General features: G+C 59.8%; 19 protein-coding genes, 1 tRNA gene and 1 pseudogene. 8 read left to right on the top strand and 13 right to left on the bottom strand.

The annotated features are described in order from the left end of the window. Positions 1–5 precede the first annotated feature (5 nt). From pheT to pyk, 7 genes are all read right to left on the bottom strand, one after another. Entirely contained in the window at positions 6–2,402 is a 2,397-nt protein-coding gene (gene pheT, locus D1820_RS16545; RefSeq protein ID WP_118069797.1) for a phenylalanine--tRNA ligase subunit beta, read from the bottom strand. Positions 2,403–2,491: 89 nt separating this feature from the next. Further along, a complete protein-coding gene (locus tag D1820_RS16540) occupies positions 2,492–3,310 on the bottom strand; it encodes a PHB depolymerase family esterase (protein ID WP_118069796.1) in 819 nt (272 codons plus the stop codon). Positions 3,311–3,560: 250 nt separating this feature from the next. Then, the gene (pheS, locus tag D1820_RS16535; RefSeq protein WP_040181555.1) at positions 3,561–4,634 is read right to left on the bottom strand and encodes a phenylalanine--tRNA ligase subunit alpha; all 1,074 of its coding nucleotides are present in this window, start codon (positions 4,632–4,634) and stop codon (positions 3,561–3,563) included. A 234-nt stretch (positions 4,635–4,868) separates the two neighbouring features. After that, positions 4,869–5,234 (bottom strand): 50S ribosomal protein L20, encoded by a 366-nt coding sequence (rplT, locus tag D1820_RS16530; RefSeq protein ID WP_014873789.1) that lies wholly within the window; start codon positions 5,232–5,234, stop codon positions 4,869–4,871. A gap of 15 nt (positions 5,235–5,249) precedes the next feature. Further along, positions 5,250–5,450 carry a 50S ribosomal protein L35 gene (gene rpmI / locus D1820_RS16525; RefSeq protein WP_014873788.1) on the bottom strand — a complete coding sequence of 67 codons (201 nt, stop codon included), beginning with the start codon at positions 5,448–5,450 and terminating at the stop codon, positions 5,250–5,252. 187 nt (positions 5,451–5,637) lie between these two features. Then, the gene (locus tag D1820_RS16520) at positions 5,638–5,859 is read right to left on the bottom strand and encodes a hypothetical protein (protein WP_014879316.1); all 222 of its coding nucleotides are present in this window, start codon (positions 5,857–5,859) and stop codon (positions 5,638–5,640) included. Between the two features lie 35 nt (positions 5,860–5,894). After that, positions 5,895–7,340, bottom strand: coding sequence for a pyruvate kinase (gene pyk, locus D1820_RS16515; protein WP_040172345.1), 1,446 nt, complete (start codon positions 7,338–7,340; stop codon positions 5,895–5,897). Between the two features lie 256 nt (positions 7,341–7,596). Here pyk and D1820_RS16510 point away from each other — a divergent pair, with 256 nt between their 5' ends. Further along, positions 7,597–7,914 carry a DUF1244 domain-containing protein gene (locus D1820_RS16510; protein ID WP_118069795.1) on the top strand — a complete coding sequence of 106 codons (318 nt, stop codon included), beginning with the start codon at positions 7,597–7,599 and terminating at the stop codon, positions 7,912–7,914. Positions 7,915–8,006: 92 nt separating this feature from the next. On the opposite strand, the gene D1820_RS16505 is transcribed toward D1820_RS16510, so the two are convergent. Next, positions 8,007–8,438 carry a DUF1489 family protein gene (locus D1820_RS16505; protein WP_118069794.1) on the bottom strand — a complete coding sequence of 144 codons (432 nt, stop codon included), beginning with the start codon at positions 8,436–8,438 and terminating at the stop codon, positions 8,007–8,009. A gap of 186 nt (positions 8,439–8,624) precedes the next feature. On the opposite strand from D1820_RS16505, the gene D1820_RS16500 reads away from it, so the two are divergent. Continuing rightward, positions 8,625–10,922: an adenosylcobalamin-dependent ribonucleoside-diphosphate reductase gene (locus D1820_RS16500; RefSeq protein ID WP_118069793.1), complete on the top strand. Its 2,298-nt coding sequence runs from the start codon at positions 8,625–8,627 to the stop codon at positions 10,920–10,922. Between the two features lie 388 nt (positions 10,923–11,310). Beyond that, positions 11,311–11,921, top strand: a pseudogene (locus tag D1820_RS19220) (transposase); the annotation flags it as partial. A 316-nt stretch (positions 11,922–12,237) separates the two neighbouring features. On the opposite strand, the gene D1820_RS16485 reads toward D1820_RS19220, so the two are convergent. Both D1820_RS16485 and D1820_RS16480 read right to left on the bottom strand, forming a co-directional pair. Beyond that, positions 12,238–12,324 (bottom strand) — tRNA-Leu (locus D1820_RS16485). Between the two features lie 155 nt (positions 12,325–12,479). After that, positions 12,480–14,147: a peptidoglycan-binding domain-containing protein gene (locus tag D1820_RS16480; protein WP_118069790.1), complete on the bottom strand. Its 1,668-nt coding sequence runs from the start codon at positions 14,145–14,147 to the stop codon at positions 12,480–12,482. A gap of 123 nt (positions 14,148–14,270) precedes the next feature. Here D1820_RS16480 and lipB point away from each other — a divergent pair, with 123 nt between their 5' ends. Next, complete coding sequence (gene lipB, locus D1820_RS16475) at positions 14,271–14,942, top strand: lipoyl(octanoyl) transferase LipB (protein WP_118069789.1); 672 nt, start codon at positions 14,271–14,273, stop codon at positions 14,940–14,942. 32 nt (positions 14,943–14,974) lie between these two features. Here lipB and D1820_RS16470 read toward each other — a convergent pair whose 3' ends face one another. Beyond that, a complete protein-coding gene (locus D1820_RS16470; RefSeq protein WP_254683332.1) occupies positions 14,975–16,843 on the bottom strand; it encodes an alpha/beta fold hydrolase in 1,869 nt (622 codons plus the stop codon). 467 nt (positions 16,844–17,310) lie between these two features. Further along, a complete protein-coding gene (locus D1820_RS16465; RefSeq protein ID WP_118069787.1) occupies positions 17,311–17,736 on the bottom strand; it encodes an HIT family protein in 426 nt (141 codons plus the stop codon). Between the two features lie 327 nt (positions 17,737–18,063). On the opposite strand from D1820_RS16465, the gene ctaD reads away from it, so the two are divergent. From ctaD to D1820_RS16450, 3 genes are all read left to right on the top strand, one after another. Then, on the top strand, positions 18,064–19,737 hold the full coding sequence (gene ctaD, locus D1820_RS16460; protein WP_014873767.1) for a cytochrome c oxidase subunit I: 1,674 nt from the start codon (positions 18,064–18,066) through the stop codon (positions 19,735–19,737). 144 nt (positions 19,738–19,881) lie between these two features. After that, complete coding sequence (locus tag D1820_RS16455) at positions 19,882–20,367, top strand: DUF2244 domain-containing protein (protein WP_118069786.1); 486 nt, start codon at positions 19,882–19,884, stop codon at positions 20,365–20,367. Between the two features lie 223 nt (positions 20,368–20,590). Further along, positions 20,591–21,376 (top strand): prephenate dehydrogenase, encoded by a 786-nt coding sequence (locus D1820_RS16450; protein ID WP_118069785.1) that lies wholly within the window; start codon positions 20,591–20,593, stop codon positions 21,374–21,376. A gap of 33 nt (positions 21,377–21,409) precedes the next feature. Here the strand turns inward: D1820_RS16450 and D1820_RS16445 are convergent, their stop codons facing one another. After that, positions 21,410–21,883, bottom strand: a complete 474-nt coding sequence (locus D1820_RS16445; protein WP_118069784.1) for a GatB/YqeY domain-containing protein — start codon at positions 21,881–21,883, stop codon at positions 21,410–21,412. A gap of 241 nt (positions 21,884–22,124) precedes the next feature. On the opposite strand from D1820_RS16445, the gene carA reads away from it, so the two are divergent. Continuing rightward, positions 22,125–23,288 (top strand): glutamine-hydrolyzing carbamoyl-phosphate synthase small subunit, encoded by a 1,164-nt coding sequence (carA, locus tag D1820_RS16440; protein ID WP_118069783.1) that lies wholly within the window; start codon positions 22,125–22,127, stop codon positions 23,286–23,288. The last annotated feature ends 104 nt before the right edge of the window (positions 23,289–23,392 follow it).

Below are 23,392 nucleotides of genomic sequence, written 5' to 3'. Positions count from 1 at the left end.
CGCAATTATCCGCGCAATGTGCCGCCGGTCGCCTTTGTGACCTTGGCCACGATCTTGGCGCTGACCGCTTCGATGTCCTTTTCGGTCAGGGTCTTGTCGGTCGGTTGCAACCGCACGGTGATGGCCAGCGATTTGCTGCCCTCCCCCAGACTGCCACCGATGAATTCGTCGAACACACGCACATCGTCAATCAGGACCTTATCCGCGCCAGCCGCTGCGTTGACCAGGGTTAGCGCCTCGACATCATCCGCCACGACAAAAGCAAAGTCACGCTCCACCGCCTGCAGATCGCTTTGGACCAATGCACCCCGGTTGGCGCCGGATTTGCGCGGCATCGGCACCTCATCGGGCCAGATGGTAAACGCAACAGCGGACCCTTTGATGCCCATTTCGCTCAGCACCTTGGGGTGCAGTTCACCAAAGACACCCAGTACCTTCTTCGGGCCGAGACAGATCTTGCCATGCCGTCCCGGATGCCACCAAGACTGTGCCCCGCGCAGGATCTGTACCTTGGCAGGGGCGCCGATCGCCGCCAGAACCGCTTCGATATCAGCCTTGGCATCAAAGGTGTCGACCGCGCGGCTGGCACCGTGCACATCCTTGGGACCGGTCCGTCCAACCAGCAGGCCAGAAATCAGGTTATGCTGCTCACCCGGCTCGCCGCCGTGGAACGCAGGACCTGCCTCGAACAACGCCAGATCCATGAAGCCCCGCGCCTGATTGCGCGCCGCAGCCTGCAAAAGACCCGGGAGCAGCGCAGGACGCATATGCGACATCTCGGACGAGATCGGATTGGCCAGCATGGTGGCATCATCGCCACCGCCGAACAGCGCCGCAGAGGCCTTGTCGATGAACGTGTAGCTCACCACCTCATTGTAGCCGAGGCTGGCACAGGTCCGGCGCGCGATCTGCTGGCGACGTTGTTGGGGTGTCATCACCGGCGCGGGCACACCATCGGTGAGCCGCGGCAAAGGCTTGCCTTCCAGCTTTGTCAAAGAGGCGATCCGCGCCACTTCCTCAACCAGATCGGCCTCCCCCATCACATCGGGGCGCCAGCTGGGAACATGGGCCATATTGCCTTCCAGGCGGAAGCCGAGCCGCGTCAATGTCTGGCGTTGTTCGGATTCCGGGATATCCATGCCGACCAGCGACTGAACCCGCTCGGGATCCAGCTTATAAGCCCGCGCATGGTCTGGCACGGCGCCGGCGGTCACCACATTCGACGGTTCACCACCGCAGAGATCAAGGATCATCCGGGTGGCATGATCCAGCCCATCACGCGTGTATTCAGGGTCAACGCCCCGCTCAAACCGATAGCGCGCGTCAGAGTTGATCTTGAGCGCACGGCCGGTGGTCGCGATCTGAACATGGTCCCAGAAAGCACTCTCCAGAAATACATCTGTGGTTTCCTCGGTGCAGCCCGTCGCAGCCCCGCCCATGATACCGGCAATGCTTTCTGCGCCATTGTCATCAGAAATTACCATCTGACCCTCGGAGAGGGTGTAATCCTTCTCATCCAGCGCCGTCAGCGTCTCGTCACCTGCGGCGCGGTGAACCCGCAGATTGCCAGCCACTTTTGCTGCATCAAACACATGCAGTGGACGGTTCTGATCGAAGGTGAAGTAGTTGGTGATATCCACCAAGGTCGAGATCGGGCGCAGGCCGATGGCGCTCAGCCGGTCCTGCAGCCACTGCGGGCTTGGGCCGTTCTTCACGCCCCGGATCAGGCGGCCGGTGAACAGCGGGCATCCGTCCAATGTATCCTCGGCGATCGCCACCTTGATCGGGCTGTCATAACCGCCCTCAACCGGTTCAATCGTGAGCGGTTTCAGCGTGCCCAGACCGCGCGCGGCCAGATCGCGGGCGATGCCGCGCACACCCAATGCATCCGGGCGGTTCGGAGTGATGGCAATTTCGATAACCGGATCGACCTTGGCCGGAGCATTCTGTGCCAACCAGTCAACAAACCGGTCCCCAACCTCTCCCGAGGGCAGTTCGATAATACCGTCATGCTCATCCGACAGCTCCAGCTCCCGCTCGGAGGCCATCATGCCAAAGCTCTCGACACCGCGGATCTTGCCAACACCGATGGTGATATCCAGGCCCGGAATATACATGCCCGGTTTACACACCACCACGGTGATGCCCTCGCGTGCGTTCGGCGCGCCGCAGATGATCTGCATCTCGCCTTCGTCAGTGTCGACCTTACACACCCGCAGCTTGTCCGCATCGGGGTGTTTCTCAGCATGTTTCACATAGCCCAGGGTAAAGTCCTTGAGCCGGTCGGCGGGATTGGACACGCCCTCCACCTCAAGACCAAGATCGGTCAGGGTTTCTGTGATCTCCTCGACCGATGCGTCGGTCTCGAGGTGGTCTTTCAGCCAAGAAAGAGTGAATTTCATCGGTCCGGTTTCCTATGGCAAGCCATGCATGTTGCAGCAGGCAATGACAAAGATTGCCCCCATGTGCAAGCCTTGGCGCGGCTCAGAGCCTAAGGATAGCTGGGGGTGAGACCCAAAAGCTCATCCAGCTGCCGCCCGATCCAACCGTGTGGAATGAAATGCCCGCCGGGATGCAGATCCAGCGTGACATCATGCCCCGCGCAGCTCCAGCTGGTGCGAGAAAAGGTCAGAAAGCTGCGCGCCTGCCAGTCCTTCTGCGGCGCGCCCGCGCCCTCGCAACCAAATGCCCGCCGCCACAGAGCCACCGGATAGGTCACATCCTCCCCCGGCCCCATCGGAAAATCCATAACCTGATCGGCAAGACCATGTACATGACGCACCTCCTCAGGGGCCTGCGGACAGGTCTCAGTCTGATCGATGCTCCCGGCAACCGCCAAAAGCGCCGCGACATCCGCGCCGCTCTGGCAGACATAGCGCCAGGCCATTGCCGACCCGTATGAGTAGCCGGACACATAGACCTTCTTCTGATCGACAGGATAGCGTTTGTTCACATCGGCCAGCACCGCATCGGCAAAAGGCACATCTTCGGTGCCTGCAGTCCAGAAGTTCCAGCTCTTGCCGCGACCGTTGGGTGTCACCAGCAGGACCCCGCGCCGCTTTGCCGAGGTCCCCACCCTGTCAGAGCGTTGCGCATGTTTGCCCGTCCGGGACCATCCGTGAAAATGCAGCAAAACCGGTAGAGGCGAGACGCCGTCCCAGCCCTCCGGCTCCAGAACGTGATAAGACCGTTCGCCCAACGCACAGGCCACATCTGCGCCGCAAGGGGCAGCATTGCCCTTCCATGGCCCCATCGCGAGAGCAGAGGTGGCAGTCAGGACGGCAGCAAGGGGTAGAAGAAATCGCATCATTTCCCCGACACTAACCAACGTTAGCGCCTTGTCACGTCACATATTTGTGGGGCGGGAAGAGAGCGGGAACGTTCGCAGTCGTGCTCGCTCCCTTAGCAGGCGCCGCTGCGCCCACTTTTATTGTAGGGCCCCCTTCTTTCTACCGAAAGACCGTAGGCCCTGCCCTGCCTGAGGACCGGGAGATGTACTCGAAAACGCACAACGCCCACCTACGATAGGTGGGCAATGCGCGATCTAAATTGTTTAAATCTTAGCGGCTCAAACCACCGTGCAGCGTCGGCACGTCCAGGCACTGGAACCCATAGTGGCGCAACCAGCGCAGGTCGCTGTCGAAGAAGGCGCGCAGATCGGGGATGCCGTATTTCAGCATCGCAATCCGGTCGATGCCCATGCCAAAGGCAAAGCCCTGATAGACATCGGGATCAATCCCGCCGGCCGCAATCACCTTGGGGTGCACCATACCGGAGCCGAGGATCTCAAGCCAGTCATCGCCCTCCCCGATCTTCAGCGTGCCATCTTTCCAGGAGCAGCGAATATCAACCTCTGCCGACGGCTCTGTGAAGGGGAAATGCGAGGCCCGGAACCGCAGGTCGACGCTGTCCACCTCGAAGTAGGATTTCACGAACTCTTCCAGCACCCACTTCAGGTTGGCCATCGAGATGTCCTTATCGAGGGCGAGGCCTTCGACCTGATGAAACATCGGCGTGTGGGTCTGGTCATAGTCGGCACGGTACACACCACCCGGACAGATGATGCGCAGCGGCGCGCCCATCTTCTCCATCGACCGGATCTGCACCGGCGACGTGTGTGTGCGCAGCACATGCGGCGGGCGGTTGTCGCCTTCCGCGCGGTGCATGTAGAAGGTGTCCATCTCGGCGCGGGCCGGATGATGGCCGGGAATGTTCAGCGCATCGAAATTGTACCAGTCGGTGTCAATGCGCGGACCTTCGGCAACGGAAAACCCCAGCTCGGCAAATATCGCCGTCAGCTCTTCGCTGGCCTGGCTGATCGGATGCAGCGTGCCGTTGCGGGTCGGGCGGGTCGGCAGCGTGACATCCAGCCATTCCGTCCGCAGACGCGCGTCCAGTGCGGCATCCGCAAGCCCTGCTTTTTTCGCAGACAGTGCCGCGTTAATCTCGTCCTTCAGCGCGTTGAGAGCCGGCCCTGCGACCTGCCGCTCTTCGGGCGTCATCTTGCCCAGCTCGCGCATCTTAAGGCTCACTTCGCCTTTTTTGCCAACAGCTGCGACCCGGATGGCCTCCAGCGCGTTCTCATCGGCAGCATCGGCGATCTGCCCGAGATATTTTGCTTTAAGATCGTCCATGACGGTCCCCTGAATAATGCTGCCGCTCTGCTATCACAGCAGAGGCTGAAAGCAAGCATTTGCACCGGCTCGCAGCCAATCTGAACGCAATCGCGGCAATCCGGCAGCCCCCACGCGCACCCGACGCCCGCCATGGCTCCACAGACCGGGCGAATACAGGCAAATGGGGGCGCGACATGCAAAACGGGCCGCTCTTTTCAGAACGGCCCGCTTGAGATGATCCTGTGCCTGAACTTAGGCAGCCAGGGCGCTCTGTGCTTGCTTCACGATCGCACCGAAAGCTTCGGGTTCGTGGACAGCCAGATCGGCCAGCACTTTGCGGTCCACTTCAATACCGGCCAGGGTCAGGCCGTTGATGAAGCGGGAGTATGTCAGAGCCTCGTCGTGGCTACGCACAGCTGCGTTGATCCGCTGGATCCACAGCGCGCGGAAATTCCGCTTGCGGTTCTTACGGTCGCGAGTTGCGTATTGGTTTGCCTTGTCAACGGCCTGACGCGCTACCTTAAAGGTATTCTTGCGGCGGCCATAATAGCCTTTTGCGGCCTTGATGACTTTCTTGTGACGGGCGTGAGTTGTGGTACCACCTTTAACGCGGGACATATCTCAGATCTCCTCTTAGCGGTCGTAGGGCATGAAGCCCTTGACGATCTTTGCGTCGGGTGCCGACAGGGTAGTGGTGCCGCGGGCGTCGCGGATGAACTTACGGGTCCGCTTGATCATGCCGTGGCGCTTGCCGGCCTGACCTGCGAGAACCTTGCCGGTCGCGGTCACTTTGAAGCGCTTCTTGGCGCTCGATTTTGTCTTCATTTTGGGCATTTCCGTCTCCTTCAATGCGGGTTCGGTCTATGCGCGACTCGGCATGCCACTCTGGGCCGGCCACGCGAACAGGGGTGCCGTTTACGCAAGCCGGGCCGTAAGGGCAAGCGGATTCTTCATCTGAAACACCAAGATTTCATATTCAGGCCTGACGGGACCCGCTGCGACAATCACCCCGCCGCGACGGTCAGGTAAATCGGCCAATCACCCGGAAAATTGCCTTAGGGATATCATCGACCTGGTAGCCCCCGGATTTGGTGCTGAACGCATATAGGAGCAGACCAACCGCCAAGACAAGAAAAACCGCCGACACCCTGGGGGTGCGGCGGTCGCTTGCGGCAGACAAAAGAGCGGGGATTGCCAGAAAGGCGAGCAAGAGCCCAAGCACCAGTGCCAGATCCGTATCCATGCTGCGCGTCCTCATTCAGGTAAGACGCGTTTAGGTTACTCCGGGTCGGTGCTGTAGATCAAACGTTCATCACAGGGTGCCACGCGCAGGATGTTGGTGGTGCCCGGAACATTGAACGGCACACCGGCGGTGACAACGATCTGATCCGTTTCGCCGGCAAACCCGCCAGACCGCGCGGCGCGGGCGGCGCCAACAACAGCGCCTTTAAACCGGTCCTGATCTGTGGTCACAACACAGTTGCATCCCCAGCTCAGCGCCAGGCGGCGGGCGGTGCGCGCCAATGGTGTAAGCGCAATGATCGGCACACCAGGACGTTCCCGCGCGGTCAACAGCGCAGTCGTGCCGCTCTGGGTGTAGCAACAAATCGCCTTGATCTCGGTCTTCTCCGCAATCTCGCGCGCCGCAGCCACGATGGCATCCGCAACGGTATCGCCCTTGGCAGAACGTGATGCCGCGATGATCTGTACATAGGTCGGATCGACCTCCACCTCTGTCGCGACGTTGTCCATCGTTTGCACGGCCTCGATCGGATACTGGCCCGCCGCTGATTCAGCAGAGAGCATGATAGCGTCTGCGCCTTCATAGATCGCGGTGGCCACGTCGGAGACCTCTGCACGGGTCGGCATCGGGCTTTCGATCATGCTTTCCAGCATCTGGGTGGCCACGATCACAGGTTTTGCGGCCGCACGGCAGCGGCGCACCAGACGTTTCTGGATCGGCGGCACGGCAGAGACAGGCAACTCAACACCCAGATCACCACGTGCAACCATAATCCCGTCGGAGGCATCCAGAATTTCGTCGAAGTTGTCGACGGCGGCTGGTTTTTCGATTTTCGACAGCACCGCCGCGCGGCCATCAGCCAGCCCACGGGCCTCATAAACATCCTTCGCGCGCTGCACAAAGGAGAGCGCCAGCCAGTCAACGCCCAGCCCGCAGACAAATTCCAGATCGCCGCGATCCTTCTCCGAGAGCGCGGCCAGCGGCAGCACCACATCGGGGACGTTCACGCCCTTACGATTTGAGATGGTTCCGCCGGTGGTCACAGTGCAATTGGCAAAATCATTGCCGCAGGTCTCAACCTTGAGGCGGATCTTTCCATCGTTGACCAGAAGATGAGCACCGGCCTGCAGCGCCTCGAAGATTTCAGGATGCGGCAGGCAGACCCGGTTTACGTCACCTTCGGCCTCGTCCAGGTCCAGACGGAAGGACGCGCCCTCAACCAGTTCTTCTGAACCACTGGCAAAAACACCTACCCGCAGCTTCGGCCCCTGAAGGTCGGCGAGAATGGCGATGGAGCTGTCCAGATCGGCCTCGACCTTGCGGATGATCGCATGTTTCGCCGCGATTTCCTCGTGGCTGCCATGGGACATATTCAGACGAAACACATCTGCGCCCGCTTCATGCAGCGCGCGAATGGTCTCATAGGTTTCGGATGCCGGCCCAAGGGTGGCAACAATCTTTACATTGCGCGATCTTCTCATGGGGTCATCCTCTTCATCGGCTGGAACGGTGTTATCGCAAACATTGCTGCGGCGCTTATCGCCTAAATCCCATTTTGCCGCAACTCCCCTAACGCTTCATCACCAAATGACGACGGACAGATGACATATGGCGCGTAGTTTTCGAGCACCCCAGCGACCCGCCGATTGATCTATCCCCCCTGCCCGCCTTGTCATCAGTTGCCCAGTCCAGGCGCAGCTGTTAGTCAATCGGGTGTTTTCACAGATGGAGCCCGACATGGACAAGCAAACCCAGATCGAACTCGAAGCCGCCGCTTTTCGCAGGTTGCGACAACATCTGATGGAAGATCGCACCGACGTTCAGAACATCGACATGATGAATCTCGCCGGTTTCTGCCGCAACTGCCTGTCGCGCTGGTATCAGGAAGCGGCCAATGAGCGCGGCATCGAGATGGGCAAAGCAGAAGCCCGCGAAATCTTCTACGGCATGACCATGGATGAGTGGAAGACGACCTATCAGACCGACGCCTCTGCAGAAAAACAAGCCGCCTTCAAAACCGCATTTGAAGAAAACGTCGGCAAAGAAAGCTCATAACCGGTCAGCCTACCCTCAAAGATCAGACCTGACGCCCAGACAAAGGCCCCAATCGGGGCCTCTGCGTTCTCGCAGGCACAAAACCCGCTTGCTCAGATCACCCCGATCTCGGCAAGCGCCTGTGACAGTTCGGGCGGCAATGGCTTTTCCGCCGTTCGCCCTTTTGGCAGGTCTGGCGGCGTATCCTCCGGCTTCAGGTAGCGCCATCCTTGGAACGGACGACGCAGCGCCACCTGGGTCCGGTGGATTTCCCGCTCCAAAACAATGGCACAGCGCCGGACACCGTCGCCACCGATCACCTCATCCAATCGCAAAATCCGTTGGCGGCATTGGATTTGCCCCTTGATCACCCAGTAGATCGACCCGCCATTGAGGATCTCCGCCTCACGCTTGGGCCACATCCGCGTGACATGGCGCGGCAACCCCTCAGGCAGTTGCTTGCGGTACTCCGCCTGCCAGGCCGCCAGCCCGTCAACGGTTTCAGTCCCAACAGAAAGTTTCACAAGATTGATATAGTTATCCACAAGATGCCCACAGAGTCGTCCAGAGTATGAACCCTATATTGTAGGTCAGACTGGCCGATCGACAAGGTGTTGTGGTATGATGAGGATAAATTTACGCCTCAATGTGATTTCAGCGTTGAGGATCGCCGCGCGGCTGGTGTAGGCAGGCCGCCACCTTAGCCACGACCGACCATAGGGATTCGCCATATGAGCCGTTTTGCCGCCCCGATTGCCGAACAGATCTGGGACATGAAGTACCGTTTCAAACAGGCCGATGGCACCCCCATCGACCAGACAGTTGAGGACAGCTGGCGCCGCATCGCACGCGATCTGGCGCGGGCGGAGAGCGACCCCAAGACCTGGGAAGACAAATTCTACGGTGCGCTTGAGGATTTCCAGTATCTGCCCGCTGGCCGCATCACCGCAGGTGCCGGCACCGCGCGGCAGGTAACCCTGTTCAACTGCTTCGTCATGGGCACAGTGCCGGACAGCATGTCGGGGATTTTCGACATGCTGAAAGAGGCCGCGCTGACCATGCAGCAGGGTGGTGGCATTGGTTATGATTTCTCCACCATCCGCCCGCGCGGCGCAGATGTAAAAGGCGTCGCCGCAGACGCCTCCGGCCCGCTGTCCTTCATGGACGTCTGGGACGCCATGTGCCGCACCATCATGTCCGCAGGCTCCCGCCGCGGTGCGATGATGGCGACCATGCGTTGCGATCACCCCGATATCGAAGCCTTCATCACCGCCAAATCCGATCCGGCCCGCCTGCGCATGTTCAACATGTCGGTTCTGGTCAACGATCCTTTCATGGAAGCGGTCAAGGCTGATGGCTCATGGGAATTGATCTTTGACGGCAAGATCTACCAGACCGTGCAAGCGCGCGATCTGTGGAACAAGATCATGCAGGCCACCTATGACTATGCCGAACCGGGCGTGATCTTTATCGACCGCATCAACAAGGCCAACAACCTGTCCTACGTGGAACAGATCGCGGCCACCAATCCCTGTGGTGAACAGCCCCTGCCCCCCTATGGCGCCTGCCTGCTTGGCTCCATCAACTTGGCGCGTCTGGTCAAAAACCCGTTCGAGAAGGAGTCCGAACTGGATCCCGAGGGGCTGAAGAACCTGGTCGCAACTGCCGTGCGGATGATGGACAATGTCGTCGACGTCTCCAAATTCCCGCTGGACGCACAGGCACAGGAGGCCCAGAACAAGCGCCGCATCGGCCTTGGCGTGACGGGTCTGGCGGACGCCCTGCTGATGCTTGGCCTGCGCTATGGCTCAGACGAGGCCGCGCGTCAGACCGAAGACTGGCTGCACGCGATCGCCCGCGCGGCCTATCTGGCCTCGGTGGATCTTGCCAAGGAAAAAGGCGCCTTCCCGCTGTTCGATGCGGACGCCTACCTGGCATCAGGCACGATGATGGACATGGATGAGGACGTGCGCGACGCCATCCGCGAGCATGGCATCCGCAACGCACTGCTGACCTCCATCGCCCCCACCGGCACCATCTCGCTTTACGCGGGCAATGTCTCCTCCGGTATCGAACCGGTCTTTGCCTATGCCTACACGCGTAAGGTTCTGCAAAAAGACGGCAGCCGCACCGAGGAAGAGGTCGTGGACTACGCCGTACAGATGTGGCGCGACAAATTCGGCGACAAAGAGCTGCCCGAATATTTCGTCAACGCCCAGACACTTTCCCCGTCCGAGCACGTCAAAATGCAGGCTGCGGCGCAGAAATGGATCGACTCATCCATCTCCAAGACCATCAACTGCCCCGAAGATATCTCCTTTGACAGTTTCAAGGATGTCTACATGCAGGCCTGGGATCTGGGCTGCAAAGGCTGCACCACCTACCGCCCGAATGACGTGACCGGCTCCGTTCTCTCCGTGAGCGAAAGCGCAGACACGGCACCAGGTGAAACCGCCGATGCCCCCCATGAGGCCGATATCAGCGAGTCCGGCGCGGCAGAAGTGGTCTATATGTCCGAGCCGCTGGACCGCCCGCAATCACTGGAAGGTCACACCTACAAGCTGAAGTGGCCGGATAGCGAGCACGCGATCTACCTCACCATCAACGACATTATCATCAACGGCCACCGCCGCCCGTTTGAGGTGTTCATCAACTCCAAAAACATGGAGCACTACGCCTGGACGCTGGCCCTGACCCGGATGATCTCAGCCGTGTTCCGCCGTGGCGGCGATGTGTCCTTTGTCGTGGAAGAGCTGAAAGCGGTCTTCGATCCCCGCGGCGGGGCTTGGGTGCAGGGAAAATACATCCCCTCCATTCTCGCAGCGATCGGCGGCGTGATCGAAACACATATGGTTGCCACCGGTTTTCTCGAAGGCGAAGGGATGGGCCTGAAATCAGATCCAAAAGCGGAGGTTGTCTCCCTCAACGCCCCACGCGGCAAACCCTGCCCAAGCTGTGGCCAGTATGACCTGCAAATGGTCGAAGGCTGCATGACCTGCCGCAGCTGCGGCCACTCCAAATGCGGCTAAGCAAGCGGTTTCTGCTTGGTGTCTGACGCCCAACAGCGGAACTAGGTCTTTGCGACAAAAAACGGTTTTTTGATCTAAGCCCCTTCGGTGCTGCAGGTCTCTCCGTTCGGACAGCAAAGTACCTCACCAATAAGAGAAGGCGGAGCTTGTGCCCCGCCTTCTTTGCTCTCCGGGTGGGAAATGCGAAACATGATTGCTTGCCGCAGTCATGCGCAATTTCAAAAACTTCACCTTGTTCGCGGCTCAACCCAGTAAGACCTCCTGCTGTCAGCACGACCTTGCTTAAGAGTTCAATGCTCAAGAAAGGCCTACTCCGTTCAGAAAATCTGGTCGCCTTGTTGCCTGACCGCTAATTCAATCTTCGCAGTAGTATCTGGGATTAATGGCGATAATGGAGCCGAGGCAGGAAGTGCAAGGTGCGCTGCTATATGAGTTCTCCGTTGAGAATCATGTGCTGAGTGACCAGGTACTCCAAGGGATTGACCGGTTTGTCGACCTGTCCGGTATACGCAGCATTTAGCTCCCTATCACAATGCGACCGGCAGGCCGTCGGTGCATTCGGAACTGATCATCCGGATACATTTGGTGGGATCCGCTATGGACATCCGATCCGAGCCACGACTTCGCGAAGAACCGGCACGGCCCTTTCCGCGACAGCGATCTGCGGCGGCATGTCTTCGAAGCGGTGGTCGCGCTTTGCATTGAGGAGGGGCTAGCTAGCGGCCAGCGGCTTGCCGCAGATGCCAGCCTGAGCCAGGCCGATGCCAATCGGCAGAACTCCCCGCCGCTGGACGATTGGGAGTCGGCGATGCTTGACCGAACGGATGCCCCGCGCGCTGTCAGGGAAGATCTGGCCACAGTTGACGACGCAGCCTTTGGCGCGGCCAACCCGGTGAAGCCGAAGTTCACATCGCATTCTGTTCCGGCCTCGCAATGGAGCTGCGCGCGGGACGGACCTGCCTATTTGTATATTCCGCGAACTACCTGACCAACACCGATGTTGATTGTCACTGAGCTGGATAAGCAACAAGACACCCTAATGGAGAGATGGGTCGAAACGTCTAATCGCAAGGTCATCGCAGCACTCGAAACCGAAAGCCAGCATAGGTCAGATTTTCGAAGCTTTTGCGGAAGTTCCTGTCAAACCCGTGGAATATCTACGACAAAGGGTCTTTGGCGGTAAAGAAAACCATCCTCAAAACGCCAATCAGAGCACCCTTGGTATATTGCTGGAAAAATTTTGTCGAAATCCACAATTATCTGGGGTAAATGAGTATTTCTCTAAGGGGGGGGGTGTTCACATCAAAATGTGAAATGGTGCGGTCGAGAAGACTCGAACTTCCACGGGTGTTACCCCACAGCGACCTCAACGCTGCGCGTCTACCAATTCCGCCACGACCGCACTGTCTTGACTTGGTGTAGCGGCGTATAGACGAGCATGGCGGAGTTGTGAAGATGCAAAATGATCATTTCGCAGGGTTTTCGGCAGTCGCCAAAAATATGGGGCGGGAAGATGCTCCCGCCCCTGTCTACAAGCCTGATTGGTCGTCAGATTTCTCAGTCTGTCGAGAAGCTTGGCAACGCGGCTGCCGTGCTGGCGGCCGGAACCGGCTGTGCCAGCCCACCAGTCAGCCCGGCAGAGGCCGCCTTGATCAGCGCCAGACGTTCCGGCTGACCCGGAGCGAAGACAGGGTCGGCCCCCGCTTCCAGGGCTGCAATAGCTGTCTGGTACCAGCCCTGTGCCTGTTCCGGTGATTTTGCCACACCGAAGCCCTGCGCCAGATGGTGACCGATCAACTCGGCGTAGGGACGTTGCCCGACACCCACCATGATCAAGGCCGCGCCGAGGGCCACCTCCATATTGTCCCGGCGATATCCGGAAAACAGGCAAATGCCCGCCGTATTGGAGAGCTGTTCAATCGACATATTCGACTGCAAGACGAATTTCTGCAGATCGGAGACCAGCGTGTCGCTGCCTGTGCTCCCCAGCTTGGCCAGATAGGGCTGCACCACCGGACCAAAGGCGTCGCATTGACTGTCGACTTGCGCCTGGCTCACACCCTGCACCTTGGCAACGAGCGCTTCGCCGGAGTTGATTGCGTAAGAGCGTGTCAGGCAGAACTGCTCACCCAGCGCCAATTCGGGATCGCGCAGATTGGACACCGTCATATAGCCGCCGTTGGAGCTGGTGAGCAGGCTGACTTTGCTGCAATGGCTGGTCAGCGAGGCCGTATTGGCCGCTGGTGCCGGTTGCTGGAACAGCTGAAGCGCCGCGAGACCACCAGCCGCAGGAGCAGGCGCTGGCGCAGGCGCCACGGCCTGCGGTGCGGAAGCGAGCACCGTACCGCCCACGCTATCACCTGGTGCTGGTGCCGGCGTTGGCGCGCCAGCCTGGACCGTACCGGGCGCTGGGTCATCGCTCATTCGGCAGACGCCCTGATGGCAGGAAAAATTCGCCGTAGTGACCCCGCGCGCCATGAAGTCATTGCGCTGATACCCCTGCGGGGTTGAGGCAAACACCATGACAGAGCAATGCGACGCCCCGCACCAGAAGGAACTGCCCGACACCGAGGTGTCGATCATATAGTCGTTTTTGCCGTCGCCATTCAGATCTGCCAGCTGCATAAATCCGGATCGCTGCAACAATTGCTCAGCACTGGGATCAGCGCTGGCGGCGATTTCATCGACCGCCTCGCTGACCTCGAAGGGCAATCCCCCGTAGCTGCCATAGCCGCCAGCGCTGGCACTGCGGGTGCCCGTGGCCTCATCCCGCCAGGTGCGCAGAAGACCGCGCACACCATTCGGCCCCTGCATCGCTTTGATCACCTGCGGACCGCCGATTTGCGCCCGGCTGTAGGATGACACCAGAAAATCGCGTTCATATTGGGTCAATTGGCCCGTCGCAGGGAAGCCCAGATGGCCTTGATATTGTGCGACGGCGGCGCGGGATTTGCGGCCCATCACACCGTCGGGAGAGCCCGCCGGGAAGCCGAAATAATTGAGTGCAGTCTGCGTTTCACGGTTTTGGGCACGCGCCGGTGAATAGGTGCGTTTGCGCGTAACCGGTTGTTTGCGCGCGCGGTTCTTATGCGCCTCGTTGACGATCACACCGCCGATGATGCTGCCGACCAGCGCTGCGCCAAGGTTATCGGCAACGGCGGGTGCCGCCCCTGAGGTTGCCAGAACTGATGCGGCTAATGTCGTTTTAAGTGATTTTGAGAACATATTACGCGCCCCCCTATTGATGAAAACATGCAATCACGGTAGCGCACCATGCGGCAGGCAGGCCAGAAAATTCGGCGCGCCGCGCTATACTGGTTACAAAAGTCGTAACAAAGGATACCGTCGATGGTTGAATGGATCACCACCTCAGGCCTGACCGGCTATGACGAGGCCGTCGCTTTCATGGAAGACCGCGCCGCCGGGATTGCCGCCGGAACCCAAGAGGAATGCATCTGGCTGGTTGAACATCCTCCGCTTTACACCGCAGGCACCTCAGCGCAGCCCAAAGATCTGACAGATCCTGATCGCTTTCCTGTCTATCCGAGCAAGCGCGGCGGGCAATATACCTATCACGGGCCGGGGCAGCGCGTGATCTATGTCATGCTGGATGTCGCCAAACGTGGCCGGGATGTGCGGTGCTTCGTGCGCCAGCTGGAACGTTGGGTGATCCTGGCGCTTGATCGCTTCAACGTGACCGGTCATATCCGCGATGGTCGGGTTGGTGTGTGGGTCGAACGTGATGACAAGCCCCTGCGTGCCAATGGTGAGAAGACCGAGGACAAGATCGCGGCCATTGGTATCCGCCTGCGCAAATGGGTCAGCTTTCACGGCATTTCGATCAATGTCGAACCCGATCTCAGCCATTTTGACGGCATCGTGCCCTGTGGCATCACAGAATTTGGCGTCACCAGCCTGGTGGATCTGGGCCTGCCGGTGACCATGACCGACGTCGATGTCGCGCTGAAACAGTGCTTCGATGTGGCCTTCGCCACAACAGACACCTGCCCCACGGATTAGGCCAGCGTCAAAGACCGACGGTAAGCTCGCGCTTACGAGGGGATGCGCTGCCGCAAATCCTCGATCGCTGCGAACACCAGTTCCGGCTGCGCGTAAAGCAGCATGGTTCCGGCCCGTTTGCTGATCCGGATCTGCAGATCCGCACTGCCGGGGCCAAGCGCTGCCTGCAACCGTTCCGCAGGGGTCACGGTATCCTCACCGCCATGCAGGTAGATGGTCGGCGCCGCTTTGGCACTGTGGCGTGTCTCACGCGGGCGCGCCGCCAGCCGCAGATCCGTCTCATATCCGCCGCGCCCATGTTGCATCATCATCCTGTGGCTCTGCTCCAGCACAGCGCTCAATTCGGGATCCGCCAGCAATCTCCGATCAGCGCTGTCTTTTGCAATCTGGCGCGAGACCAAGACCTGCGACCCTTTCTGACGCACCGACCGGGACCAGCTGCGCACCACCAACGGCAATACTGCCCTGGCATGAACCGCGCTGAGCGCCATGGCACGTTGATGTCCTCGCAAAGCGCCCGCCTGCCCCATACTGGGCAGCGGCAGCGTCGCGCCAACGCCAATAACCCCGCCCAGACGGTCCCGCAGTCGGCGCCCTGCAGCGGCGGTAAACATGCAGCCACTGCGATGTCCAAGCAGGATAGGCCGCTCCAACCCCTCGGTATCAATCAGCGCCTCAAGCTGCGTGATGAACAGATCAACAGGATCGGCCTGGCGCGGCAATCGGTCCGACGCGCCGTATCCACAGCGCAATGGCGCCAACACCTGCAAGCCGCGCGCACGCAGCATGGGCTGCAACCGCTGCACCCCGGCGATACCGTCGAAGATGCCGTGCACAAAGATCACCGCCTGCCCACGCGCCGCGCCAAAACGCAGATAGCGCGAGCTTAGCCCGCAAGGCAAAGAAAGCCGTTTTTGCGGCGGCGATGCGACCCCTGCCGCGACTTCGTAATCCTCGACCGTCTGGGCAATCAGATACGCCAGAAATCGCAGCATTTCCGGGCAGCTCGGTGCGGCTGTCTTGGTCAGCATCCTGCCCAGAACAGCCAGTTCAGGACCACGCTGTCCCCCCGTGCCTATCCGCAATTCGACCCAGTTGTCACCGGTCAGCAAACGCCGCAGCAGCGACATCTCCTGCGGGTCGAATCCAAACCGCTTTGCGATCAGGGTTGCCGCCGTGTCCGACCAGGCGGTCCGTACCTGCTCCACCAAAAATGCAGGCGCGGCCAGATCTGCCGTGCTGGGGGATCGCCGTGACAGATCCGTGTGCCTCAAGCCGATTTGATCAGCGCCGACATCACCCTCCGCCATGTTGGAGAAAACCGCACGTCCTCCAAGTGGCTGACACATCAGCAGATGCCCCCCGGCAGCCCGTAACAGCACAAGCGCAGGGCGCCGCGCACCGGCGTCGAACAGGTGATGCCATTTTGGCAGGTCAGCATCCGTGATCTGCAACTTGTTGGACATAAACGGCTCGGTGACCCGCCCGCTGCCAGGCCAGTCGCCCCCTGCGGCCAAAACCTCGGCCTCGTGCGATATCAGCGCCCAGTTGCGATCACCGCAAGGAAGCACGGTCTGAAGTTCTGGCCAACAGCCATGATTCTGCGCTGCTGCCAATCGGCTTCTGAGGTAGATTGCCCGGTCGAAGTGACGCCCGATCAGCACAGGGCCCATTCCCTCCCCCTCCGCCAAAAGAACAGAGTTGAGATCTATGTCACTCGCCTGCGTCGCAGGGCCATTCCAGCCCGCCCTAGCCGCAGTCTGCCTGCTGGCAAGGCCCGAACCAATCGCAGACCGGGAGGCCAGTTCGGAAACATCATCATACCCGGCCCGGTTCAACCGGTCGCGCCAGGCCTCGGCGTTGGCTGTGCCCAGAACCGAGGCATACACAGCGGCTGCCACCGTTTCATCCGACAAACCATCTGAATCGCCACTATCCTCTGCCGTCCTACCCACGGCCCCTCCTCAGCAACATACACAGGCAAACGCCCGTCACTTTGCAAACCCGCAGCGTACAAACACCCGCGGTGTGAACACAATCAGCCCTGACCTCAATCAGGGCCGTCACCCTGCCTCGCCTGCGGGTACATCCCTCAATGGCCCGACGCTTCAGCAGCGGCTGCTGTAGGTATTCCCCATACCTAAACCCCGTCAGCACCGGAGCGCGCAAACCATGCGCTCCGTGTCTCACCGACGCGGTCAAACCCCAATGTTTTAAGGACTTCGTGAAAATTTCGGCGACCCTAGGATAAACGGGCCACACATATCAATCCTTTTTTTTCGCGCCAAGGTGGAATAACCTGCGACCCCGACCAGCCAATGGTGTCTCAACCACAGGGCGCCACCTGTTGGGTTGCCCTGCGTCCCCCTCACTCAGCGGCAAGTGCCGCGCGCATTTTCTCAGCATGTGAAGACAGGATGTTGGGATCGGCCATAATGCCGGGCGGCCGCACGGTGTCACCACCGCGGCGCGGAAGGATGTGAAAATGGAGATGGAAAACCTCCTGTCCGCCTTCAGCCTCATTGAACTGCTGTACCGTAACCCCTTGCGCATCGAACGCGCGCATCGCAACGTGGCTCATCTTCTGCGCCGTGGCCATCACGGCGGCCAGTTGCTCAGCTGAGGCATCCAGCAGATTGCGGCACGGCGTCTTGGGGATGACCAGCATATGACCGTCAGATCGCGGCATGATATCCATGAAGACGAAGGTCGCCTCATCCTCATACACTTTGTAGGAGGGAAGCTCTCCGCGCAGAATTTTCGCGAAGATATTGTTTGGATCGTATTGCGCCACTATCTGCACTCCGTGAGGTCGTCGGACGGACTTTCGCGCCCCCGGCGATCAGGGTCAAGCACGCCACGGCATCTTGATTGACAAAACAGTATCGCTTTGCGGTATTGGCGTTGAATTCGGCGGGCGCCAAAGCGAGGTCCCGCCCTCGACCGTGACACCCGTCGGGAGTCCGCGCAGCCCGAAACGGGACTGCCCGCGACAATTATTCTTGATCCATATCAAACTCCGCCATTGAAGGCCTGTTGCGGGCGAACTAAAACGCAAGATGAGTCTAGGCCCACCTATACGGTTTTTTGGGCCTATCGTTATGCAACAGGAGGCACCTTAATGGCAGATGCAGCCATTCATGGTCACGGCCACGAAGACGAGCGCGGTTTCTTTACCCGCTGGTTCATGAGCACGAACCATAAGGATATCGGCATTCTCTACCTGATCGTTTCGGCGATCGTTGGTTTCATCTCCGTCGCGTTCACCGTTTACATGCGGCTTGAACTGATGGATCCCGGCGTTCAGTACATGTGCCTCGAAGGCGCACGTCTTTTTGCAGATGCGTCTGCGGAATGTACCCCCAACGGGCACCTCTGGAACGTTTTGATCACCGGCCACGGCATCCTGATGATGTTCTTCGTGGTTATTCCCGCGCTTTTCGGCGGGTTCGGCAACTACTTCATGCCGCTGCAGATCGGCGCGCCGGACATGGCGTTCCCGCGGATGAACAACCTGTCGTTCTGGATGTATGTCGCGGGTACCTCGCTGGCGGTTGCCTCGGTCCTCGCACCGGGCGGCAACGATCAGGCCGGTTCCGGCGTCGGCTGGGTTCTCTACCCGCCGCTGTCCACCAACGAAGGCGGATTCTCCATGGACCTGGCGATCTTCGCCGTTCACGTCTCTGGTGCGTCCTCGATCCTGGGTGCGATCAACATGATCACCACCTTCCTGAACATGCGCGCGCCGGGTATGACACTGTTCAAGGTGCCGCTGTTCAGCTGGTCGATCTTCGTCACCTCCTGGCTGATCCTCTTGTCCCTGCCGGTTCTGGCGGGCGCGATCACCATGCTGCTGATGGACCGCAACTTCGGTTTCACCTTCTTTGATCCTGCAGGCGGCGGCGACCCGATCCTGTACCAGCACATCCTGTGGTTCTTCGGCCACCCGGAAGTGTACATCGTGATCCTGCCGGGCTTTGGCATCATCTCTCACGTGATCGCGACCTTCGCGCGCAAGCCGGTCTTTGGCTACCTGCCGATGGTCTGGGCGATCATCGCGATTGGTGTTCTGGGCTTTGTCGTTTGGGCGCACCACATGTACACCGTCGGCATGTCGCTGAACCAGCAGGCCTACTTCATGCTGGCCACAATGGTCATCGCGGTTCCAACGGGCGTGAAGGTGTTCTCCTGGATCGCCACCATGTGGGGCGGCTCCATTGAGTTCAAAGCACCGATGATGTTCGCTTTCGGCTTCCTGTTCCTGTTCACCGTTGGTGGTGTGACCGGTGTGGTTCTGTCGCAGGCCTCCGTGGACCGTGCATATCACGACACCTACTACGTGGTTGCGCACTTCCACTACGTGATGAGCTTGGGCGCAGTGTTCGCGATCTTCTCCGGCATCTACTTCTACTTCGGCAAGATGACCGGCCGCCAGTACAACGAGCTGGGCGCCCAGATCCACTTCTGGATGTTCTTCATCGGCGCCAACCTGACCTTCTTCCCGCAGCACTTCCTGGGCCGTCAGGGCATGCCGCGTCGTTACATCGACTATCCGGAAGGGTTCGCCTACTGGAACAAGATCTCGTCTTATGGCGCGTTCCTGTCCTTTGCCTCCTTCTTGCTGTTCTTTGGTGTTGTGATCTACTCGCTGCTGCGTGGCGCTCGTATCACCCAGAACAACTACTGGAACGAATATGCCGACACGCTGGAGTGGACCCTGCCCTCTCCGCCGCCGGAGCACACCTTCGAAATCCTGCCCAAGCAGGAAGACTGGGATCGCTCCCATTCGCACTAAGGTGCAGATGAGTTGAAACACAGACAGGCCCCGAAGCACCCGCTTCGGGGCCTTCTTCTTTGTATCAGCAGGTCTTGGCACATCTGTGAACTTGTCAGCCGCCAGAGTGCTGGACAGCCCTCACCGAGACGCTAAATTCACGCCATGCCCTACCAATGGATCACCGCCCGGACCGACAGCTATCAGGAGCTGCATCTTTGGCCGCATCAATCGCTGCCACCGGGGGGGTATGTGCGTTTTCTCGGGGTGCTCGCCGCGCTGATCACCATTCCGATGATCCCGCTTTTGGGCAGCGCTGCTCTCTGGGGGGTTCTGCCCTTTGTGACGGCCACGCTTTTTGCCGTCAAATGGGCGCTGGACCGCAGCCGCCGCGACCGCCACGTGCTGGAGGTTCTGACGCTGGACCCCAGCGAAGCGCATCTGGAGCGTATCAATCCAACATGCGCGCGCCAGAATTGGAGCTGCAATCGCTATTGGACCAAGGTCGAGCTGCACACCGATGATGGCCCGGTGCCCAACTATGTCACCCTGCGCGGCAGCGGTCGCGAGGTCGAAATTGGTGCCTTCCTGTCAGAGGATGAGCGCAAGGCACTCTATGACGAGCTACAGACCGCCTTTCGCAAGGCATGAGGCCCCTTGACGTGCTGCCCTTTGACATAGACGCCCAGCCCGGCTATGGCTGACTTATGACCAATGCGAGCCTGATCTTTTCGACCGTCTATTATCCGCTGTTTCCATAACGGCGGACGCATTCTCATTTCTTTGATGTTTACCCCGCCGCGATCCGGCGGTCTGAGACATCATCTCCCATCCTTTCCATCGGCATCGCGGCACAGACCGGAGCCCGATTTCGATGCCCCAACCTCCTCTATTCTCCCGTGTTGGCCTCATTGGCTTTGGCGCATTTGGGCAGTTAATCGCCCGTCAGCTGTCACCGCTGGTGCCGATCTGCGTCTATGATCCGGCACAGACCGATGAGGGGCCACGCCACCCATCGCTCCGGTTCGGCTCACTTGCTGAGACCGCCGCCTGCCCCCTGGTGATCCTCGCCGTGCCTGTCAGCGCGATGGAGCCGCTGTGTCGCGCGCTCGCGCCGCTGGTTCGGCCCGGCACATGGGTGCTGGATGTCGGATCCGTGAAAATGGCGACGGCCGATTTGATGCAACGGATCTTGCCGCCAGAGGTCAATCTGCTTGGCACCCATCCGCTCTTTGGTCCCGAAAGCACCCGGCAGGGACTCGCGGGTCAGAAAATCGCCCTCTGCCCCCTGCGCGGCGGTCGCCCATTACGCTTGGCAGCAATATTGCGGCATATCTTCCAGCTTGAGGTGATCTGGACCACACCCGAAGCGCATGACCGTGAATTGGCGACGGTACAGGGGCTCACCCATCTGATCGCTCAGGCCCTCAATCAGGTCGCGCCGGAGACCCTTCGGATGACCACCACCAGTTTCGAGCTGATGCAGCAGGCCAGCCGCATGGTGACGGGAGATGCCCCCAGTGTGCTGGAGGCAATCCTGCGCGACAATCCGTTTGCAGCAGACATACGGGACAGCTTCCTGGTGCACGCCGCCGATCTGTGCCGAAACCCAATCACGCCGTGCACACAAAAAAGCCCGCCAAACGCGGCGGGCTTCTGATCTCTGCAACGATATCCGCCATTTAGTGGCAGGTCAGCAATCGCCCCCTTGGCACAGCTGATCCTTGACCAGCGGACCGATCTTTCCGAAATCCATCTGGCCGGTGTATTTGCCCTTCAGCGCGCCCATCACCTTGCCCATATCCCGGATCGACTGGGCACCGGTATCGACAACAGCGGCCTTCACGGCCTCTGCCACCTCATCATCGCTCAGCTGCTTGGGCAGGAATTCTTCGATGATGGCAATCTCACCCAATTCACGCTCTGCCAGATCCAGCCGCCCACCCTCTTCATAGGCGCGCGCGCTTTCGTTGCGCTGCTTGGTCATCTTGCCCAGAATCGCGAGGATCTCAGCATCGCCAATTCCCCCGGCTTCGCCATCCACCCGTTCGGCAATTTCGCGGTCCTTGATCGCGGCATTGATCAGACGCAGGGTTGCCAGTCGGGCTGCTGCGCGGTCCTTCATGGCCTGTTTCAGGGCCATATTGACCCGAGTTCGCGTATCCATTTATCTGTCCATTCCCACGGAGTCGGAAACCGGATCTTTACCTAAAGTGGTAGGGCAATTCAAGTTGCGGCCCTCCGAATGACGTTGGGGCACTCCCCAGCGGCCATCAAAGGCCTTAGCCCAGCAAGAAGACCGCCCGAACGCGGTCAAAACACGGCCGTAACACGCCTAGGCAGGCTTGACGCCTTGCGGCCCTCCCCTTAAAAGCCCATGAATTTTGCCCAGATTGGAGAGTCGCGCCATGGCCGATACCGTCACGCCCAAACCCACCGCATGTTTGGCGCTCGCAGATGGCACCATCTTTTACGGAAACGGCTTCGGAGCATATGGCGAAACAGTTGCAGAACTGTGCTTCAACACCGCCATGACCGGCTATCAGGAAATCATGACCGACCCCTCCTATGCGGGGCAGATCGTAACCTTCACCTTCCCCCATATCGGCAACACCGGCGTCACCCCGGAAGATGACGAAACCGCTGACCCGGTCGCCGCGGGCATGGTTGTGAAATGGGACCCGACACTGGCCTCCAACTGGCGCGCCACCGAAGAGCTGAAGGACTGGCTGACCCGGACCAATCGCATTGCCATCGGCGGCGTTGATACCCGTCGTCTGACCCGTGCAATCCGCCAGCTCGGCGCGCCGCATGTGGCGCTGGCCCATGATCCTGACGGCAACTTTGATATCGAAGCCCTGGTCGCCAAGGCCCGCGAATGGTCCGGTCTGGAAGGTCTGGATCTGGCCAAAGACGTCACCTGCACCCAAAGCTACCGTTGGGACGAGATGCGGTGGGCCTGGCCTGAGGGCTACACCCGGCAGGAGGCGCCCAAGCACAAAGTCGTCGCCATCGACTATGGCGCGAAACGCAACATTCTGCGGTGCCTCGCCTCTGCGGGCTGCGACGTTACTGTGCTGCCTGCCTCCGCCACCGCTGAAGACGTGTTGGCGCATAGCCCTGATGGTGTCTTCCTGTCCAACGGTCCGGGCGATCCAGCCGCCACCGGGGAATATGCCGTGCCGATGATCAAGGAAATCCTCGATACAACCGATCTGCCGATGTTCGGGATCTGTCTCGGCCATCAGATGCTGGCACTGGCGCTTGGCGGTAAGACCGTCAAAATGAACCACGGCCACCACGGTGCCAATCACCCGGTGAAAGAGAACGCCACCGGCAAAGTCGAAATCACCTCGATGAACCATGGCTTCGCCGTAGATGGTCAGAGCCTTCCCGACGGCGTTGAGGAGACCCATGTCTCATTGTTTGACGGGTCCAACTGCGGCATTCGCATCTCGGATCGTCCGGTCTATTCCGTCCAGCATCACCCGGAGGCCAGCCCCGGCCCGCAGGACAGCTTCTATCTGTTTGAGCGTTTCGCCGAGGCAATGGCCGCGCGTAAATCCGCGTAAATCGGCACAGCTTTAGATAAGCCTTCGCAAAAAACACCGATCCATGGCGATGTTTTGCCATGGATAACAGGGATTTGGACAGCCCCCTGCCAAAAAATCTCTTG

The organism is Phaeobacter sp. LSS9 (assembly GCF_003443595.1).
GTDB lineage: Bacteria > Pseudomonadota > Alphaproteobacteria > Rhodobacterales > Rhodobacteraceae > Phaeobacter > Phaeobacter piscinae.
This window is presented reverse-complemented; position numbering and strand designations above follow the sequence as displayed.

Bases quoted from the DNA above. Each gene is read 5' to 3' on its own strand.
- carA (WP_118069783.1), top strand. From the start codon at position 22,125: ATGGCCGATACCGTCACGCCCAAACCCACCGCATGTTTGGCGCTCGCA.
- lipB (WP_118069789.1), top strand. From the start codon at position 14,271: ATGGTTGAATGGATCACCACCTCAGGCCTGACCGGCTATGACGAGGCC.
- pheT (WP_118069797.1), bottom strand. From the start codon at position 2,402: ATGAAATTCACTCTTTCTTGGCTGAAAGACCACCTCGAGACCGACGCA.
- ctaD (WP_014873767.1), top strand. From the start codon at position 18,064: ATGGCAGATGCAGCCATTCATGGTCACGGCCACGAAGACGAGCGCGGT.
- D1820_RS16455 (WP_118069786.1), top strand. From the start codon at position 19,882: ATGCCCTACCAATGGATCACCGCCCGGACCGACAGCTATCAGGAGCTG.
- D1820_RS16540 (WP_118069796.1), bottom strand. From the start codon at position 3,310: ATGATGCGATTTCTTCTACCCCTTGCTGCCGTCCTGACTGCCACCTCT.
- D1820_RS16445 (WP_118069784.1), bottom strand. From the start codon at position 21,883: ATGGATACGCGAACTCGGGTCAATATGGCCCTGAAACAGGCCATGAAG.
- D1820_RS16510 (WP_118069795.1), top strand. From the start codon at position 7,597: ATGGACAAGCAAACCCAGATCGAACTCGAAGCCGCCGCTTTTCGCAGG.
- pheS (WP_040181555.1), bottom strand. From the start codon at position 4,634: ATGGACGATCTTAAAGCAAAATATCTCGGGCAGATCGCCGATGCTGCC.
- rplT (WP_014873789.1), bottom strand. From the start codon at position 5,234: ATGTCCCGCGTTAAAGGTGGTACCACAACTCACGCCCGTCACAAGAAA.
- pyk (WP_040172345.1), bottom strand. From the start codon at position 7,340: ATGAGAAGATCGCGCAATGTAAAGATTGTTGCCACCCTTGGGCCGGCA.
- D1820_RS16450 (WP_118069785.1), top strand. From the start codon at position 20,591: ATGCCCCAACCTCCTCTATTCTCCCGTGTTGGCCTCATTGGCTTTGGC.
- rpmI (WP_014873788.1), bottom strand. From the start codon at position 5,450: ATGCCCAAAATGAAGACAAAATCGAGCGCCAAGAAGCGCTTCAAAGTG.
- D1820_RS16480 (WP_118069790.1), bottom strand. From the start codon at position 14,147: ATGTTCTCAAAATCACTTAAAACGACATTAGCCGCATCAGTTCTGGCA.
- D1820_RS16520 (WP_014879316.1), bottom strand. From the start codon at position 5,859: ATGGATACGGATCTGGCACTGGTGCTTGGGCTCTTGCTCGCCTTTCTG.
- D1820_RS16500 (WP_118069793.1), top strand. From the start codon at position 8,625: ATGAGCCGTTTTGCCGCCCCGATTGCCGAACAGATCTGGGACATGAAG.